Origin of the sequence: Klebsiella sp. RIT-PI-d (assembly GCF_001187865.1) — a bacterium.
GTDB lineage: Bacteria > Pseudomonadota > Gammaproteobacteria > Enterobacterales > Enterobacteriaceae > Superficieibacter.
The window spans coordinates 1382389-1399344 of the sequence record NZ_LGIT01000009.1 but is presented as its reverse complement, the minus strand read 5'-3'; the positions used below and the strand labels follow the sequence as shown (position 1 = coordinate 1399344).

13 protein-coding genes are annotated in these 16956 nt (G+C 54.6%); 8 read left to right on the top strand and 5 right to left on the bottom strand.

What is annotated here, in order from left to right; genetic code table 11:
• Window positions 1-132: 132 nt before the first annotated feature.
• A complete protein-coding gene (gene chaB / locus AC791_RS12980; RefSeq protein WP_049840836.1) occupies window positions 133-363 on the top strand; it encodes a putative cation transport regulator ChaB in 231 nt (76 codons plus the stop codon).
• A gap of 161 nt (window positions 364-524) precedes the next feature.
• Window positions 525-1190: a gamma-glutamylcyclotransferase gene (locus AC791_RS12975; RefSeq protein WP_049840835.1), complete on the top strand. Its 666-nt coding sequence runs from the start codon at window positions 525-527 to the stop codon at window positions 1188-1190.
• Window positions 1191-1234: 44 nt separating this feature from the next.
• On the opposite strand, the gene AC791_RS12970 is transcribed toward AC791_RS12975, so the two are convergent.
• The 3 genes from AC791_RS12970 to AC791_RS12960 form a co-directional block, all read right to left on the bottom strand.
• Entirely contained in the window at window positions 1235-3019 is a 1785-nt protein-coding gene (locus AC791_RS12970; RefSeq protein WP_049840834.1) for a methyl-accepting chemotaxis protein, read from the bottom strand.
• A 107-nt stretch (window positions 3020-3126) separates the two neighbouring features.
• Complete coding sequence (locus AC791_RS12965) at window positions 3127-3480, bottom strand: DsrE/DsrF/TusD sulfur relay family protein (protein ID WP_049840833.1); 354 nt, start codon at window positions 3478-3480, stop codon at window positions 3127-3129.
• A gap of 95 nt (window positions 3481-3575) precedes the next feature.
• The gene (locus AC791_RS12960) at window positions 3576-4127 is read right to left on the bottom strand and encodes a YbhB/YbcL family Raf kinase inhibitor-like protein (protein WP_049841633.1); all 552 of its coding nucleotides are present in this window, start codon (window positions 4125-4127) and stop codon (window positions 3576-3578) included.
• A gap of 153 nt (window positions 4128-4280) precedes the next feature.
• Here AC791_RS12960 and AC791_RS12955 point away from each other — a divergent pair, with 153 nt between their 5' ends.
• The gene (locus AC791_RS12955) at window positions 4281-5669 is read left to right on the top strand and encodes a YchO/YchP family invasin (RefSeq protein ID WP_049841632.1); all 1389 of its coding nucleotides are present in this window, start codon (window positions 4281-4283) and stop codon (window positions 5667-5669) included.
• Here the strand turns inward: AC791_RS12955 and narL are convergent.
• Together narL and narX are read right to left on the bottom strand one after the other, a co-directional pair.
• Complete coding sequence (narL, locus tag AC791_RS12950; RefSeq protein ID WP_049840832.1) at window positions 5666-6316, bottom strand: two-component system response regulator NarL; 651 nt, start codon at window positions 6314-6316, stop codon at window positions 5666-5668. The two genes, AC791_RS12955 and narL, sit on opposite strands and share 4 nt — an antisense overlap.
• On the bottom strand, window positions 6279-8105 hold the full coding sequence (narX, locus tag AC791_RS12945; protein ID WP_049840831.1) for a nitrate/nitrite two-component system sensor histidine kinase NarX: 1827 nt from the start codon (window positions 8103-8105) through the stop codon (window positions 6279-6281). The genes narL and narX overlap by 38 nt, the downstream gene beginning before the upstream one ends.
• Before the next feature lie 310 nt (window positions 8106-8415).
• Between narX and AC791_RS12940 the strand changes: the two genes are divergently transcribed.
• The 5 genes from AC791_RS12940 to narI all read left to right on the top strand — a co-directional run bounded on the left by AC791_RS12940 (window position 8416) and on the right by narI (window position 16853).
• Window positions 8416-9813: a NarK family nitrate/nitrite MFS transporter gene (locus AC791_RS12940; RefSeq protein WP_049840830.1), complete on the top strand. Its 1398-nt coding sequence runs from the start codon at window positions 8416-8418 to the stop codon at window positions 9811-9813.
• 380 nt (window positions 9814-10193) lie between these two features.
• Window positions 10194-13937 (top strand): nitrate reductase subunit alpha, encoded by a 3744-nt coding sequence (locus AC791_RS12935; RefSeq protein ID WP_049840829.1) that lies wholly within the window; start codon window positions 10194-10196, stop codon window positions 13935-13937.
• The gene (narH, locus tag AC791_RS12930; protein ID WP_049840828.1) at window positions 13934-15469 is read left to right on the top strand and encodes a nitrate reductase subunit beta; all 1536 of its coding nucleotides are present in this window, start codon (window positions 13934-13936) and stop codon (window positions 15467-15469) included. Before AC791_RS12935 ends, narH begins: the two co-directional genes overlap by 4 nt.
• On the top strand, window positions 15466-16176 hold the full coding sequence (gene narJ / locus AC791_RS12925; protein ID WP_049840827.1) for a nitrate reductase molybdenum cofactor assembly chaperone: 711 nt from the start codon (window positions 15466-15468) through the stop codon (window positions 16174-16176). The genes narH and narJ overlap by 4 nt, the downstream gene beginning before the upstream one ends.
• Entirely contained in the window at window positions 16176-16853 is a 678-nt protein-coding gene (gene narI / locus AC791_RS12920) for a respiratory nitrate reductase subunit gamma (protein ID WP_049840826.1), read from the top strand. Before narJ ends, narI begins: the two co-directional genes overlap by 1 nt.
• Window positions 16854-16956 lie beyond the last annotated feature (103 nt).

The window sequence follows — 16956 nt, the reverse complement described above, 5'->3', positions numbered from 1 at the left end:
TAATCTCATATTTTAGAAATATTTATATGAAATTACAGTAGGTTAAGTTTGTTGCGTTTTCATTTTATCTTCTTGCTGGCAGCGATGAACTTCCTGAGCCAGGCTTAGTGTTTACCCGAACAGGAGAGCATTATGCCGTATAAAAACAGAAGCGATCTACCCGACAACGTCACCAACGTGCTGCCCGCTCATGCCCAGGACATCTATAAAGAGGCGTTCAACAGCGCCTGGGAACAGTATAAAGATAAAGAGGATCGCCGGGGCGATGCCAGCAGGGAGGAAACCGCACACCGGGTCGCATGGGCGGCGGTGAAGCATGAGTATGAAAAGGGTGATGACGATAAGTGGCATAAGAAAAAATAGCCTGCCACGCCTCCACGTTATGATCCACGGGTAGCTACCGCACCAGGGTTGCATCCGGTCCGCATTTTGCATATCGTTGAACGCAGGCTGAGCAATAAAGCATCAGCGTCAGGATCGATGAATGTTGCAGGATGCCGCAGTCGTAGTGGAGGTAGAATAACGTGTTAACCCGTGATTTCTTGCGCAATGCCGATTGTAAAACGGCATTTGGTGCGATTGATGAATCGCTATTGTGGAGCGCGGAGCAGCGTGCGTCCTCACTGGCGGGCACGCTTGCCTGCCGGCCAGACAACGGCCCGGTGTGGATTTTTGGTTATGGTTCGCTAATGTGGAACCCGGCGCTGGATTTTACCGAATCGGCCACCGCAACATTGCCGGGCTGGCACCGCGCGTTCTGTTTACGCCTGACCGCAGGGCGGGGTACTGCCTGTCAGCCTGGCCGAATGCTTGCCCTGAAAGAGGGCGGACGCACCACCGGCGTGGCATACCGTCTGCGTGATGAGGCCCTGGAAGATGAACTCTCTCTGTTGTGGAAGCGCGAGATGATCACCGGCTGCTATCTGCCGACCTGGTGTCAGCTGGAGCTTGATGATGGGCGTACGGTTAATGCGCTGGTATTTATTATGGATCCGCGTCACCCGCTTTATGAGTCTGATACCCGCGCTCAGACCATTGCGCCGCTGATCGCCGCCGCCAGCGGACCACTCGGAACCAATGCGCAGTATCTTTTCTCGCTCGAAGAAGAACTGGTGAAGCTGGGGATGCATGACGATTGTCTGAACGAGCTAGTAGGCAACGTCCGGGCGTACTTATCCGACCGGGCCTGATAAGCGCGCCCGACTGGAGCGTCGGGCGCGTGTTTATTACGATATTAAATTCGAAAATGGCCCGCCGTCTCAGCAAGGTCGCCCGCCTGAGTTTGTAATGCGCCCGCTGCAGCGGCTGATTCCACCACCAGTTCGGCGTTCTGCTGCACCATCCGATCCAGATCGTTCACCGCCTGATTGATCTCGCGAATACCGCGCATCTGTTCGCTGCTGGCGACGCTTATCTCGCGCATGATGCCAGAGACGCTGCCGATGCTGGTCACGATTTCCTGCATACTGTCCCCGGCGAGGCGCACATAGCGCGAGCCTGTGGCCACACTGTCGGTGGTGGCATCAATAAGGGATTTAATTTCTTTTGCCGCCTGCGCGCTGCGACTGGCGAGATTGCGAACTTCACCGGCAACGACCGCAAAACCGCGTCCCTGTTCTCCGGCCCGTGCAGCCTCTACGGAGGCATTAAGCGCCAGAATATTAGTCTGAAAGGCAATACCATCAATCACGCTGGTAATATCACCAATTTTGGTCGAGGCGCTCTCAATCGTGTGCATGGTTTCAATGGCGTGAGAAACCACTTCCCCACCGCGTGATGCGGCCTGGCTGGCTTTTTGCGCCTGCTCGTTAGCATCGGCAGCCGATCCCGTTGATTGTGTCACAGAGGCGGTAATTTGCTCCACGGCACTGGCCGTTTCGCGCAGACTTGATGAGGCTTTTTCCGTTCGTGTAGAGAGATCCTGATTACCGGCGGCAATTTCGCGCGCGGCGGTCTGGACTGACGCACTGGCATCGCGAAGCTGTACCATGACGCCGGCCAGCTTGTCGCTGAACGCGTTAAACGCGTGGGCGATTTGCGCTATTTCATCATGACCTGTTTCCGGCAGACGCTGTGACAAATCGTTAGTCCCGTTACTGATTGCCAGCATGGCATCACGGATCGTCAGCAGGCGTTTTAGCAGGGTCGCCACAATGGTATGTACGACAGCTCCACCCAGCAGCACCAGCACAATCAATGACAATGCGGAGGCTTTTAGCAACGACACCATTCCGGCCGTCGCATCTTTACGATCGAGAGCAACGACCAGCAGCCAGTGGGTCCCTTTAACCGGCGCGGCGGAGAACATTTTGGTGGTACCATTAAGCTGGCCTTCAACGGTTTTGCCTGATGCCAGTGCGGTAAAATCGGTATCACTTACGGCTTCGCTGAACGGCTTCAGGGTCAGCGCCGGGTTGCTGGCGGCAATAATCGTCCCGTTGTTGTCCAGTAACAGCCCACTGCTGGCGGGAGTAGGATGGATTTCACGCACGTTGGCGACCACGTTATCCATCGAGACATCACCGGCGACGACGCCCTTAAGTTCACCGTTGTCCACGACCGGGACGGCGAAGGTGACGACCAGTTTACCGGTTCCGGCATCCACGTAAGGCGCGGTAACCACCGGCGCATTCTCCTTCACCACCTGCTGATACCAGGGACGAATCGTTGGATCGTAATCCGCAGGAATGCCGTTCGCATCAGAAAATTTAGCCGTACGATTGGCATACCCGACGTAGACATTAATAAAGCCGCCTGCCTGAGCGATTTGCGCCAGCATCGGGAGCGGATCGGCACTGAGGGCCGCAGATTGCAGGGAGATAATCATCGCCAGTTTCGCTCCGGCCCAGTCGGCAATCGCCATTCCGTGACTGCCCTGCGCGCTGGTTAATATTTCCTGCTGCGAACGCTGATTGTTCTGCCTCGTGACCTGGTAATTAATTACGGTGTTGAGCAGCAGTGCAAGGGCGAGACAAGCCGCGGTGGCGGCAATAATGCGCGTGCGTATTGATTTGAACATAGAGAGGATACCTGCGGTGTTGTTTGAAAATGTATCGGCAACACGGCAGGTAAACTTGATGCCCGGAATTAAGCCATAAGAAAAAAATATGAAGCGGGGCTACACAATTAAAATGTTAATACCTTGTCAGCCTCAAGCGTCCAGCTGGCAAGCTCGACCAGCGTGCCGATTTGTGCGCCGTCAACCAGCGGCAGACTGGTGATCCCACGCCCGTCAGTACAGGTTTTGCACAGCTTTACCGGAACGTTCTGGGCGGTCAGGATCTCCAGCATCTGCTGGATATTGTAGCCTTCGGCCGGTTTCTGACCGCGTAAGCCCGCCGTTACCGCATCTGACATCAGAAACACGCGCAAATCGAGATCCGACTGCTGCTCGCGCAGGGCAATGGCCAGACGCAGGCTGTTAAACAGCGACTCGCTACCGTAAGCCGCACCATTGGCAATAATGACAATACGTTGCATGGATATTCCTTTCATACACTACGGGATTGAGCAGACTATGCTAACGCGCAATGCTCAGTCTTCCAACGCCGGATATCAATATATCGCCCGCAGGCTTACTGACCAAAGCGGCCGATCAACCCGGTTGCCGCCAGCGTTTTGCCTTTCAGCCTGTCGAACAGTTGCTCCCGGGTCAACCCGGCGGGCAGGTCAGGCGTTTGTGCTGTGGCAATCAGCGTAAACACATAGTGATGGGCACCGGTTCCGGGCGGCGGGCAGGGGCCGTGCCAGCGATCGTTACCCGGCGTATTTTTGCCGCCGGTATACCCTTTACCCTCCTGTAGCGCATTGGCAGCGAAGCCGGTGGCTGACGGTGGAATGTTATAGGCGACCAGATGCGTGACGCCAAGCCCTTTCGCCCCTTCAGAGTCGTGGACTATTAGCGCCAGACTTTTGGTCTCCTGCGGGAGATTGCTCCACACCAGCGGCGGTGAATTATTTTTGCCGGTACAATTTGGATTATCACGGGCGTTACCCGCGAATTGTTGATCCATCATGGCGTTATCCGCGAACGCGGGCGATTGCAGCATAAAAAGCGGATCGGCGGCAGCTCCGCCCACATACAGAAACAGCGCGCCGTATAACAGAGGTTTCAGGGTAGTTAACATGACCATGCGCTCCAGTAAATGACGCCTTAACTGTAGTTAAACCGCAGCGGCAACGTTAGGCTTTTTCCTGAAATTTCGCCCGCAGGTGAAAATAGTCGGCAAAAAGGCTAAGGTAGTGTGATGCCGCTCACGTTCCTGTACTCTCCGGGGTTAATGTCCAGTCACTTCCGCATCGCGTTACCTGCGATAATACTCTTGCTGCTGGCACGCGGCAGCGCCTGTGCTGAAGGATCGTTCGTTCAGCAGGCGCAAAATCCGTTCGATAATAATCAGGATGGCCTGCCGGATTTAGGGCTGGCGGAGCCTTCGCATGAGGGCGAAAAAAGCTTTGCCGAAATGGTTAAGGCCTTTGGTGAAGCCAGTATGACCGACAACGGACTAGATACCGGCGAGCAGGCCCGAATCTTTGCCATCAGTCAGGCCCGCGACGCGTTAAGCTCGCAGGTTAATCAGCAATTACAAAGCTGGCTGTCGCCGGGTGCCAGTGCCAGCGTCGAATTACAGGTCAACGATGAGGGCGATTTTACCGGCAGTCACGGAAGCTGGTTCCTGCCGATTGAGGATCGTGAGCATCGTCTGAGCTGGACGCAGTTTGGCCTGACTCGTCAGGAAGAGGGACTGGTGAGTAATGCCGGCATCGGACAGCGCTGGACCGCGGGTCACTGGCTGCTGGGCTACAACACCTTTTACGATAATCTGCTTGATGAAAATATTTCCCGCGCCGGGCTGGGCGCCGAGGCGTGGGGGGAATATTTGCGTCTGTCGGCGAATTACTATGAACCGCTCCGGGGCTGGCATGACAGCTCCATGACGGTCCAGCAGCGAATGGCGCGGGGCTACGACGTCACTGCGGCAGCGCGGCTGCCCTTCTGGCAGCATCTTAATACCCGTCTCAGTCTGGAGCAGTATTTCGGCAACAGTGTCGATCTGTTCAGTAATGGCTCGGGGGAGCATAATCCGCTGGCGGTCAAGCTGGGGCTGGATTACACCCCAATACCGCTGGTCACCGTGAGCGCGCAGCATAAGCAGGGCGAAAGCGGCACCAGCCAGAATAACGTTGGGTTAAAGCTCAATTACCGTTTCGGCGTGCCGCTGAAAAAGCAGCTTGAGGCCAGTGAAGTTGCCGCCAGCCGTTCACTGCGCGGAAGTCGTTATGATGAGGTTCAGCGCAGCACGTTGCCGGTGATGGAATCGCGGCAGCATAAAACGCTGTCGGTGTTTCTGGCCACGCCGCCGTGGGATCTTAAATCAGGCGAGACGGTGGCACTTAAAATGCAGATCCGCAGCCGCTATGGTATTAAATCATTACAGTGGCAGGGTGATACACAGCCGTTAAGTCTGACGCCACCAGCAAAGGGGAATTCGGCTGAAGGATGGACCCTTATTATGCCTGCATGGGATGAAACGCCGGGTGCACCAAACCGCTGGCGGCTGGCGGTGGTGGTTGAGGATGAACGCGGGCAGCGCGTCTCATCCAATGAGATCGTGCTGACGCTGAGTGAACCGCTGGTGACCTTTAAAAATGAAGGTATACAGTATTAAAAAATACGTTCCTGATGAACCCAGACGGCGGCTTCAACGCGTGATTTCAGCTTCATTTTTTTCAGCATATGTTTGACGTGCACTTTCACGGTGCTCTCGGTAATGTCGAGGCGACGGGCGATCATTTTGTTCGGCAGTCCCTGGGCAATCAGCTTCAGAATATCGCGCTCGCGGGGCGTTAACTGGTTGACATCCCGGTCCGAGGTGGCGCGATTAGCCCGCAGGCTGGCAGCCAGTACCGGGGTTAACGCCTCGCTCAGTACCATCTCCCCGGCAGCAGCCTGTTGCAGCGCCTTCAGCAGATCTTCCGGCTCCATATCCTTGAGTAAATAACCATCTGCCCCGCGCTTCAGCGCGGTAACCACATCTTCTTCATGATTAGAAACGCTAAAGACCACGATGCGCCCGGACAGTGTTTTCTCGCGCAGCTTATCAAGCGTTTCAAGACCGTTCATGCCCGGCATATTAAGGTCGAGCAGGATGAGGTCGGGATCCAGAGCCTCTGCCAGCTCAATACCCTGTTCGCCGTTGCTGGCTTCACCCACCACCTGAATATCCTGCGCCATACTGATCAGTTGCTTGACGCCGGTACGCAGCATCGGATGATCGTCAATAAGCAGGATGGTCGCCCGTTCCTGTTGATTCATGGATATCTCCTTGGGGTAATGAAAGTGATTTTTCGGGGATAAAATTGACAATAACGTCAGTACCACCGCTTTCGCGACGGCGGACCTGGCAATCACCGCGCAGGCTTTGTGCCCGGTCGCGCATGATAATCAGGCCATAGTGATTGGTGCGCTCTGCGCTGTCCGGCACGCCGCAGCCGTTATCCGTCACCACCAGTTTGACCTGATTATCTTTTTGCATAACGGTCACGCTGACTTCGCTTGCCCCCGCATGTTTCAGGCAGTTACTGAGCGCTTCACGGGCGATTTGCAGCACGTGAATGGCCTGATGAGAAGGCACGAAGCGTGGCGGCAGCTGATAATCAAGCTGAACCGGGAAACCAAAATGCGCACTGTACTCAAGACAGCTGGCTTCCAGTGCCGGTCGCAAGCCAGGCTCGCTAAGCTGCAGGCGGAAAGTGGTTAACAGTTCGCGAAGCTGCGCCCAGGAGGTGTTGATTTCATGACGAATCTGTCCTAACAGCTGGCGGCTACTCTCGGACAAACCTTCATCCTGCATTTGCAGACAGCTTACCTGCATTTTCATACAGGAGAGCGACTGGGCAATCGAATCGTGAAGTTCGCGGGCAATGGTGGCACGCTCCTCCATTACCATTAACTGCTGCTGGCGCTCCTGATGGCGATCGAGGGCCAGCGTGGCGGTTAATTGCTCAACCAGCGTATCAACCAGCTGTTGCTGATCGTGGCTCAGATGGCATCCGGCGGGAAGGGTGGCCAGCAAAATACCGTATTGGGTATGCGCATCGGTCAGTCGCCATTTCAGCGTGGTGCCGCCGCCTGCCGCCGGCGGAATATCCCGCGGGCATAAATGACAGCCGATATCATCGCAGCGGATACTGGAATTGCCGGTAAATTCCTGATGATTATCTTCATCTTCCATGTCATACACCCGCACTTCAATTCCACGCAGTAAGGTCAGGCCCTGTAAACCATTCAGTACCGGGGAAAGACGTTCACATAGCGTGGCCTGTGAGTGCAGGCGACGGTTGGCCTGCCATAAGAAAGACAAAATTTGATTTTTTTGCTCCAGCCCGGCGGTTTTCTCCCGCACACGCTGTTCCAGAACCGCGTAGCTTCCGGCCAGCTCCATCGACATATTGTTGAGCGCGGTGCCAAGCGTTGCCATCTCGTTGCGCCCGCTAATATGAACGCGTTGAGTAAAATCGCGGTGACTCACTGCACGCGCCATTTGCAGGAGCTGTTGCCAGGGGTGCAGCAGACGGGCCCGCAGCCAGATAATCGTAAATACCAGCAACAGAGCCATAAAAACGGCCATCGCGCGCTGAAGCCATACCACGCTCTGGATGCGCGTTTCGGTAGCGCTATCAAACGCCGTCACCAGATCGTCAATGCGGTCCACAAAGTTGACGATCTCGCCTTTCACCGTTTGCGGGTCGCGCGCGCGCTGAAGATCCGGGGACAGTTCCGTTTGCCAGTACTGCTGCAGCGCGGTCAGTTGGCTGACTTTTCCGTCCCGCTGCGCTGCATGCGCCAGCTCCTCGCTAAACGCGGTGCGCTGCATCTGCGCCAGCAGCTCACCGTCCTGCGGGCGAAGCGGGATCGCAGAGAGCAAACGGTAGCTCTGCATTCGAAGCGAACCGGCTTTGTTAATCGCATGTGCGCTACCCTGGACTCCCTGAATAAGCCAGCCGGAAATGGCCATATTGGCGATACCAATGGCGGTAGAAAGCAGGACAATCAAGGCTAATTGATTAACCAGCGTCAGCGGCGTGAACAGGCGTTTAAACATGAGGAAAGGGCTCCTGACCGGGATTGTGTTCCGGGCGTGCGGCTATTCTGAAACATCACCCGGAGTATACCCATACCTCTAAAGGATTACTCCTTTATTGCCAGAAGTCAGGAGTGTGAGAATAGATAATGAGTAAATTCTGACAGGACGGTGAAAAACCACATCTTTTTTACCGCTTTACTCTACTCATTAAGAGTGATCGCTATTTTAGCATCCTGATATGTCTGACTTTTCCTTTGATTTATATCAACTTACCTCCGGTGAGAAACCCTATGGTGTCTGAGGTAAATATTCATAATCAGAGGTGTCTATGAGTCACTCAAGCGTCCCGACCCGGGATTCTGGCTCGGTTATTACCGACTGGCGTCCGGAAGATCCGCAATTCTGGCAGCAGCAGGGCCACCGTGTGGCCAGCCGCAATTTGTGGATCTCCGTTCCCTGTCTATTGTTGGCTTTTTGCGTCTGGATGTTGTTTAGTGCAGTGGCGGTCAATCTTAATAAGGTCGGATTTAATTTCACAACCGATGAGCTGTTCATGCTGACGGCACTACCGTCGGTTTCCGGGGCGCTGCTGCGTGTTCCTTACTCCTTTATGGTGCCCGTTTTCGGAGGGCGCCGCTGGACGGCATTCAGTACCGGTATACTGGTGATCCCGTGCATCTGGTTGGGATTTGCCGTGCAGGATACCTCCACGCCGTTTAGCACGTTTATTATTATCGCTCTGCTGTGCGGATTTGCCGGAGCAAACTTTGCTTCAAGTATGGCCAATATCAGCTTCTTCTTTCCCAAACAAAAACAGGGCGGGGCATTAGGCATTAACGGCGGATTTGGTAATCTTGGCGTCAGTGTAATGCAACTGATTGCGCCGCTGGCCATTTCACTCTCTATTTTTGCTGTTTTTGGCGGAACCGGGGTCGAACAGCCGGATGGCTCTCTTCTTTATCTCGAAAATGCCGCCTGGATCTGGGTGCCTTTTTTAATGGTATTTACCCTTGCGGCCTGGTTTGGCATGAATGAACTGGCGACTTCTAAGGCTTCTTTCCGATCCCAGTTGCCGGTGCTTAAACGCGGGCACCTCTGGATACTTGGTTTTCTGTATCTGGCCACCTTCGGCTCATTTATCGGGTTTTCAGCAGGCTTTGCCATGCTGTCTAAAACACAGTTCCCGGAGGTTAACGTTCTGCACTTTGCCTTTTTTGGTCCGCTGGTGGGCGCGCTGGCACGTTCCGTTGGCGGAGCGATGTCCGACCGCCTGGGCGGGATCCGCGTCACCCTGGTCAACTTTATCTTTATGGCGATTTTCAGCGGACTGCTGTTCCTGACCTTGCCGTCTGCCGGCAGCGACGGTAATTTTATTGCCTTCTTTGGCGTCTTCCTGCTGCTGTTCTTAACCGCCGGTCTGGGAAGCGGGTCCAGTTTTCAGATGATTGCGTTCCTGTTCCGTAAAATGACCGTAGAGCGGGTTAAAGCGGCGGGTGGCACCGACGAGCAGGCAACACGCGAGGCCGCAACGGATACCGCAGCCGCGCTGGGTTTTATCTCCGCAATTGGGGCCATCGGCGGTTTCTTTATTCCTAAAGCATTTGGTACCTCTCTGGCGCTTACTGGCTCACCAGCCGGGGCGATGAAGGTGTTCCTCGTGTTCTATATTGCCTGCGTAGCAATCACGTGGGTGGTATACGGACGTAAAAAATATAATAACAAGTAATGTTTGATTATCCTGCGCGGTGAAAGCCGCGCTTTTTTTATTTGCCAATTAGTTACAACATACTTATTAAGCGGACAATATTCATCGCGGCGGCAGCGGCACCTGGTTTTTCATGAAGGTGGGTCTACCCCCTAATACCCGGTGAAATGAAAAAGGCTCACGAAATCAGATCCAGTAATCAAAAAAATTATTTAAATCAAAGGCTTGGAAAATAAGATTTTATGCCACTTTAGGAGTAGTTGTTAATTTTTGCTCAATCAAGAACCCGTCACGCATTGATCGCCGTCAATTCCCCCGATGTTTCAAAAGGTTAATTTCAGCCCATATTCAGCAATGTCGATTTATCAGAGAGCCGCCAGGCTCCACACAGGAGAGACCAGATGAGTAAATTCCTGGACAGGTTTCGCTACTTCAAACAGAAGGGTGAGACTGTTGCCGACGGGCATGGACAGCTTCTTGAGACCAACCGCGACTGGGAGGAAGGCTATCGCCAGCGCTGGCAGCACGACAAAGTGGTGCGTTCTACCCACGGCGTAAACTGCACCGGCTCATGCAGCTGGAAAATCTATGTAAAAAGCGGTCTGGTGACCTGGGAAACGCAGCAGACCGACTACCCACGTACGCGTCCGGATATGCCAAACCATGAACCTCGTGGCTGTCCGCGCGGGGCCAGCTACTCCTGGTATCTCTACAGTGCAAACCGTCTGAAATATCCGCTGATGCGCAAACGGCTGATGAAAATGTGGCGCGAAGCGAAAGTCCAGCACAGCGATCCGGTTGATGCCTGGGCGTCCATTATTGAAGACAGCGATAAAGCCAAAAGTTTTAAACAGGCACGTGGTCGCGGCGGCTTCGTCCGCTCCTCCTGGCAGGAGGTTAACGAACTGATTGCGGCGTCTAACGTCTATACCGTGAAAACCTACGGCCCCGACCGCGTAGCGGGCTTCTCGCCGATCCCGGCGATGTCGATGGTTTCTTATGCCTCCGGCGCACGTTATCTGTCGCTTATTGGCGGTACCTGCCTGAGCTTCTATGACTGGTATTGCGACCTGCCGCCTGCGTCGCCGATGACCTGGGGCGAGCAAACTGACGTGCCGGAATCCGCCGACTGGTACAACTCCAGCTATATCATTGCCTGGGGGTCAAACGTTCCGCAGACGCGTACTCCGGATGCCCACTTCTTTACTGAAGTTCGGTATAAAGGCACCAAGACTGTGGCCATCACCCCGGACTATGCCGAAATCGCCAAGCTCTGCGATCTGTGGCTGGCACCCAAACAGGGTACCGACGCCGCGATGGCAATGGCAATGGGCCACGTCATGCTGCGCGAATTCCATCTCGACAACCCAAGCCAGTACTTTACCGACTATGTTCGCCGCTATACCGACATGCCGATGCTGGTGATGCTGGAAGCGCGCGACGGTTATTATGCCGCAGGTCGTATGCTGCGCGCCGCCGATCTGGTGGATGCGTTGGGCCAGGAGAATAATCCACAGTGGAAAACCGTGGCTGTCGCCAGCAACGGCGAGATGATCGCACCCAATGGCTCAATTGGTTTCCGCTGGGGTGAAAAAGGCAAATGGAACCTTGAACAACGTGATGGTACCTCAGGCAAAGAGGCTGAGCTGAATCTCAGTCTGCTGGGCAGTCATGACGATATCGCAGAAGTGGGCTTCCCGTACTTTGGTGGGGAAGGTACCGAGCATTTCAATAAAGTTGAGCTGCAAAACATTTTGCTGCATAAACTGCCGGTAAAACGTCTGCAACTGGCGGATGGCAGTACGGCTCTGGTAACCACAGTTTATGATTTGACGCTGGCAAACTACGGTCTGGAGCGGGGGCTGGGCGATGATAATTGCGCCAGCAGCTATGACGAGATCAAAGCTTACACGCCGGCATGGGCTGAAAAAATTACCGGTGTAGCGCGCGCAAATATTATTCGCACCGCTCGCGAATTTGCTGATAACGCCGACAAAACGCACGGTCGTTCGATGATTATCGTCGGTGCCGGGATGAACCACTGGTATCACATGGATATGAACTACCGTGGTCTGATTAATATGCTGATTTTCTGCGGCTGCGTTGGTCAAAGCGGCGGCGGCTGGGCGCACTATGTGGGCCAGGAAAAACTGCGTCCGCAAACCGGCTGGCAACCGCTGGCGTTTGCCCTTGACTGGCAGCGTCCGCCGCGCCACATGAACAGCACCTCTTACTTCTATAACCACTCCAGCCAGTGGCGTTATGAATCGCTGACGGCGAAAGAGCTGCTCTCTCCGCTGGCCGATCCGGCGCGTTACACCGGGCATCTGATTGACTTCAACGTTCGCGCCGAGCGTATGGGCTGGTTACCCTCTGCGCCACAGTTAGGCACTAACCCGCTGTACATTGCTCGTGAAGCGGAAAAAGCCGGGATGACGGCGGTCGATTATACCGTGAAATCGCTGAAAGAAGGCTCGATCCGCTTTGCGGCTGAGCAGCCGGAAAACGGTAAAAACCATCCGCGTAACCTGTTTATCTGGCGCTCAAACCTGCTCGGCTCTTCCGGTAAAGGCCATGAGTACATGCTGAAGTATCTGCTGGGCACCGAAAACGGTATTCAGGGTAAAGATCTGGGCAAACAGGGCGGCGTTAAACCAGAAGAAGTGGAATGGCGCGATAACGGCCTTGACGGCAAACTCGACCTGGTTGTCACTCTCGACTTCCGTCTGTCGAGCACCTGTCTCTATTCAGACATCGTGCTGCCGACCGCCACCTGGTATGAAAAAGACGACATGAATACCTCGGATATGCATCCGTTTATTCATCCGCTGTCTGCCGCGGTTGATCCGGCGTGGGAATCAAAAAGCGACTGGGATATCTATAAGGGTATCGCGAAGACATTCTCTGAAGTCTGCGTCGGGCATCTGGGCAAAGAAACTGACGTTGTTACGCTGCCCATTCAACATGACTCCGCCGCTGAACTGGCGCAGCCGCTGGATGTTAAAGACTGGAAAAAAGGCGAATGCGATCTGATCCCGGGCGTGACTGCGCCGCATATCATGACCGTTGAGCGTGATTATCCGGCCACGTACGAGCGCTTTACCTCCATCGGTCCGTTGATGGACAAAATCGGTAACGGTGGTAAAGGCATTGCCTGGAATACGCAGAGTGAAATGGATCTGCTGCGTAAGCTTAATTACACCAAAGCAGAGGGGCCGGCAAAAGGTCAGCCGATGCTGAACTCGGCGATTGACGCCGCAGAGATGATCCTCACCCTGGCACCGGAAACTAACGGTCAGGTAGCGGTAAAAGCCTGGGCTGCATTAAGTGAGTTTACCGGTCGCGATCATACCCATCTGGCGCTGAATAAAGAAGACGAGAAAATTCGCTTCCGCGATATTCAGGCGCAGCCGCGTAAAATTATCTCCAGTCCGACCTGGTCCGGCCTTGAAGATGAACACGTGTCGTATAACGCCGGATACACCAACGTGCACGAGCTGATCCCGTGGCGCACCCTGTCCGGCCGCCAACAGCTGTATCAGGATCATCAGTGGATGCGTGATTTCGGTGAAAGCCTGCTGGTTTATCGTCCACCGATTGATACTCGCTCAGTAAAAGCAGTAATGGGTGAGAAATCCAACGGTAATCCGGAGAAAGCGCTGAACTTCCTGACGCCGCATCAGAAGTGGGGTATCCACTCCACCTATAGCGACAATCTGCTGATGCTGACATTGTCGCGCGGCGGTCCAATTGTGTGGATGAGCGAAGCGGATGCCAACGATCTGGGCATTGAAGATAACGACTGGATCGAAGTGTTTAACAGCAACGGTGCGCTCACCGCACGTGCGGTAGTGAGCCAGCGCGTACCGGCGGGGATGACCATGATGTACCACGCGCAGGAGCGTATCGTGAACCTGCCGGGGTCGGAGATCACCGGTCAGCGTGGCGGGATCCATAACTCCGTCACCCGTATCAGCCCGAAACCGACCCATATGATTGGCGGTTACGCGCAGCTGGCCTACGGCTTTAACTACTACGGCACCGTCGGCTCCAACCGTGATGAGTTCGTGGTGGTGCGTAAGATGAAAAATATTAACTGGCTGGATGGCGAAGGCAATGACCAGGTACAGGAGAGCGTAAAATGAAAATTCGTTCACAAGTCGGCATGGTGCTGAATCTTGATAAATGCATCGGCTGTCACACCTGCTCGGTCACCTGCAAAAACGTCTGGACCAGCCGCGAGGGGATGGAGTACGCGTGGTTTAATAACGTCGAAAGTAAACCCGGTACCGGTTATCCGCAGCAGTGGGAAAACCAGGACAAATGGAAAGGCGGCTGGATCCGTAAAATCAACGGCAAACTGCAACCGCGGATGGGCAATCGTGCGCTGCTGCTGGGTAAAATCTTCGCTAACCCGCATCTGCCGGGCATTGATGATTATTATGAGCCGTTCGACTATGACTATCAGCATCTGCATAACGCGCCGGAAGGGAAGCATCAGCCGATTGCCCGTCCGCGCTCGTTGATCACCGGTCAGCGGATGAACAAAATCACCACCGGTCCGAACTGGGAAGAGATCCTCGGCGGCGAGTTTGAGAAACGCGCCAAAGATCAGAACTTCCACAATATGCAGAAGGCGATGTACGGCCAGTTCGAAAACACCTTCATGATGTATCTGCCGCGTTTGTGCGAGCACTGTCTTAACCCGGCGTGCGTTGCGACCTGTCCGAGCGGGGCGATTTATAAGCGTGAAGAAGACGGCATTGTGCTTATCGATCAGGACAAATGCCGCGGCTGGCGGATGTGCATCACCGGCTGCCCGTATAAAAAAATCTACTTCAACTGGAAGAGCGGTAAGTCCGAGAAGTGCATTTTCTGCTATCCGCGCATCGAAGCCGGCCAGCCGACCGTGTGCTCCGAGACCTGCGTGGGACGTATTCGCTACCTCGGCGTGCTGCTGTATGACGCCGATGCGATTGAGCAGGCGGCAAGCACCGAGAGTGAGAAAGATCTCTATGAGCGTCAGCTGGGGATTTTCCTGAATCCGAACGATCCGGCGGTGATAGCGCAGGCGCTGAAAGATGGTGTACCGCAGAGCGTCATCGATGCCGCGCAGCAGTCGCCGGTGTATAAAATGGCGATGGACTGGAAGCTGGCCCTGCCGCTGCACCCGGAATACCGTACGCTGCCGATGGTCTGGTATGTTCCGCCGCTGTCACCTATTCAGTCGGCGGCGGATGCTGGCGAACTGGGAAGTAACGGCATTCTGCCTGACGTGGACAGCCTGCGTATCCCGGTTGAATACCTGGCAAATATGCTGACGGCAGGCGACACCAAACCGGTGCTGCTGGCGCTGAAGCGGATGCTGGCGATGCGTCACTACAAACGTGCTGAAACGGTGGACGGCAAGCTTGATACCCGCGCCCTTGAAGAGGTGGGTTTGAGTGAAGCCCAGGCGCAGGAAATGTATCGCTACCTGGCGATTGCTAACTACGAAGATCGCTTTGTGATCCCCAGTAGCCACCGCGAACTGGCGCGTGACGCATTTCCTGAGAAGAGCGGTTGTGGCTTCACCTTCGGTGACGGTTGCCACGGTTCTGACAGCAAATTCAACCTGTTTAACAGCCGTCGCATTGATGCTATCGATGTGACCACCAAAACGGAGCCGCACCAATGATCGAACTTGTCATTGTTTCGCGCCTGCTCGAATACCCGGATGCTGCCCTGTGGCAGCATCAGCAGGAACTGTTTGAGGCGCTGGCATCATCGGAAAACCTCAGTAAAGATGACGCGCAAAAACTGGGCATTTTTCTGCGCGATTTAACCTCTCAGGATCTGCTTGATGTGCAGTCTGCTTATAGCGAACTGTTCGATCGCGGTCGCGCCACGTCGCTGTTGCTGTTTGAACATGTCCACGGTGAGTCCCGCGATCGCGGCCAGGCGATGGTGGATTTGATGGCACAGTATGAGCAGCACGGTCTGCATCTCGACAGCCGTGAGCTGCCGGATCATCTGCCGCTCTATCTTGAGTATCTGGCACAGTTGCCGGTTGAAGAGGCGTTGGGCGGCTTACAGGATATTGCGCCGATTCTGGCCTTGCTGAGTGCGCGACTGACACAGCGGGAAAGCCGCTATGCGGTACTGTTCGAGCTGCTGCTGACGCTGGCCAATACCGCCATTGACAATGCCAAAGTGGCGGAGAAGATCGCCGATGAAGCGCGCGATGATACCCCGCAGGCGCTGGATGCGGTGTGGGAAGAAGAACAAGTTAAGTTCTTTGCCGACCAGGGCTGCGGTGAGTCGGAAATCGCCGCGCACCAGCGTCGTTTTGCCGGTGCCGTGGCCCCGCAATATCTGAATCTCTCCACTGGAGGACAGCAATAATGCAATTTCTGAATATGTTCTTCTTCGATATCTATCCCTATATGGCGGGCACGATATTTCTGGTTGGTAGCTGGCTGCGTTATGACTATGGTCAATATAGCTGGCGTGCAGGCTCCAGTCAGATGCTGGATCGTAAAGGGATGAACATGGCTTCAAACCTGTTTCACATCGGTATTCTTGGGATTTTCGCCGGGCATCTGCTCGGTATGCTGACCCCTCACTGGATGTATGAAGGATTTTTACCGGTTGAGGTGAAGCAGAAAATGGCGATGATTGCCGGCGGTGCCTGCGGCGTCATGACTCTGGTCGGCGGACTGCTGTTACTGAAACGCCGCCTGTTCAGCCCGCGTATCCGGGCCACCACTACCGGAGCCGATATTCTGATCCTGACCCTGCTGATGGTCCAGTGCACGCTCGGTCTGCTAACCATTCCTTTCTCCGCGCAGCATATGGACGGCAGTGAGATGATGAAGCTGGTCGGCTGGGCGCAATCGGTGGTAACGTTCCACGGCGGCGCATCTGCTCATCTCGACGGAGTAGCCTTTATCTTCCGTATGCATCTGGTACTGGGCATGACGCTGTTCGTCCTGTTCCCGTTCTCACGTCTGGTGCATATCTGGAGCGCGCCGGTGGAATACCTGACGCGCAAATATCAGATAGTACGCGCTCGCCGCTAATTTAAAACAATACGTTTACGGACCCAGGTACTAATATTCCTGGGTTTTTTTTGCTTTTTATTTCTATATCATGAAGCGAATCGTGGAATGAGAAAGTGAAAGC

Excerpts from the sequence above, each read along its gene's own strand:
- chaB (WP_049840836.1), top strand. The coding sequence starts at position 133 with ATGCCGTATAAAAACAGAAGCGATCTACCCGACAACGTCACCAACGTG.
- AC791_RS12970 (WP_049840834.1), bottom strand. The coding sequence starts at position 3,019 with ATGTTCAAATCAATACGCACGCGCATTATTGCCGCCACCGCGGCTTGT.
- AC791_RS12965 (WP_049840833.1), bottom strand. The coding sequence starts at position 3,480 with ATGCAACGTATTGTCATTATTGCCAATGGTGCGGCTTACGGTAGCGAG.
- AC791_RS12960 (WP_049841633.1), bottom strand. The coding sequence starts at position 4,127 with ATGTTAACTACCCTGAAACCTCTGTTATACGGCGCGCTGTTTCTGTAT.
- AC791_RS12955 (WP_049841632.1), top strand. The coding sequence starts at position 4,281 with ATGTCCAGTCACTTCCGCATCGCGTTACCTGCGATAATACTCTTGCTG.
- narL (WP_049840832.1), bottom strand. The coding sequence starts at position 6,316 with ATGAATCAACAGGAACGGGCGACCATCCTGCTTATTGACGATCATCCG.
- narX (WP_049840831.1), bottom strand. The coding sequence starts at position 8,105 with ATGTTTAAACGCCTGTTCACGCCGCTGACGCTGGTTAATCAATTAGCC.
- AC791_RS12940 (WP_049840830.1), top strand. The coding sequence starts at position 8,416 with ATGAGTCACTCAAGCGTCCCGACCCGGGATTCTGGCTCGGTTATTACC.
- AC791_RS12935 (WP_049840829.1), top strand. The coding sequence starts at position 10,194 with ATGAGTAAATTCCTGGACAGGTTTCGCTACTTCAAACAGAAGGGTGAG.
- narH (WP_049840828.1), top strand. The coding sequence starts at position 13,934 with ATGAAAATTCGTTCACAAGTCGGCATGGTGCTGAATCTTGATAAATGC.
- narJ (WP_049840827.1), top strand. The coding sequence starts at position 15,466 with ATGATCGAACTTGTCATTGTTTCGCGCCTGCTCGAATACCCGGATGCT.
- narI (WP_049840826.1), top strand. The coding sequence starts at position 16,176 with ATGCAATTTCTGAATATGTTCTTCTTCGATATCTATCCCTATATGGCG.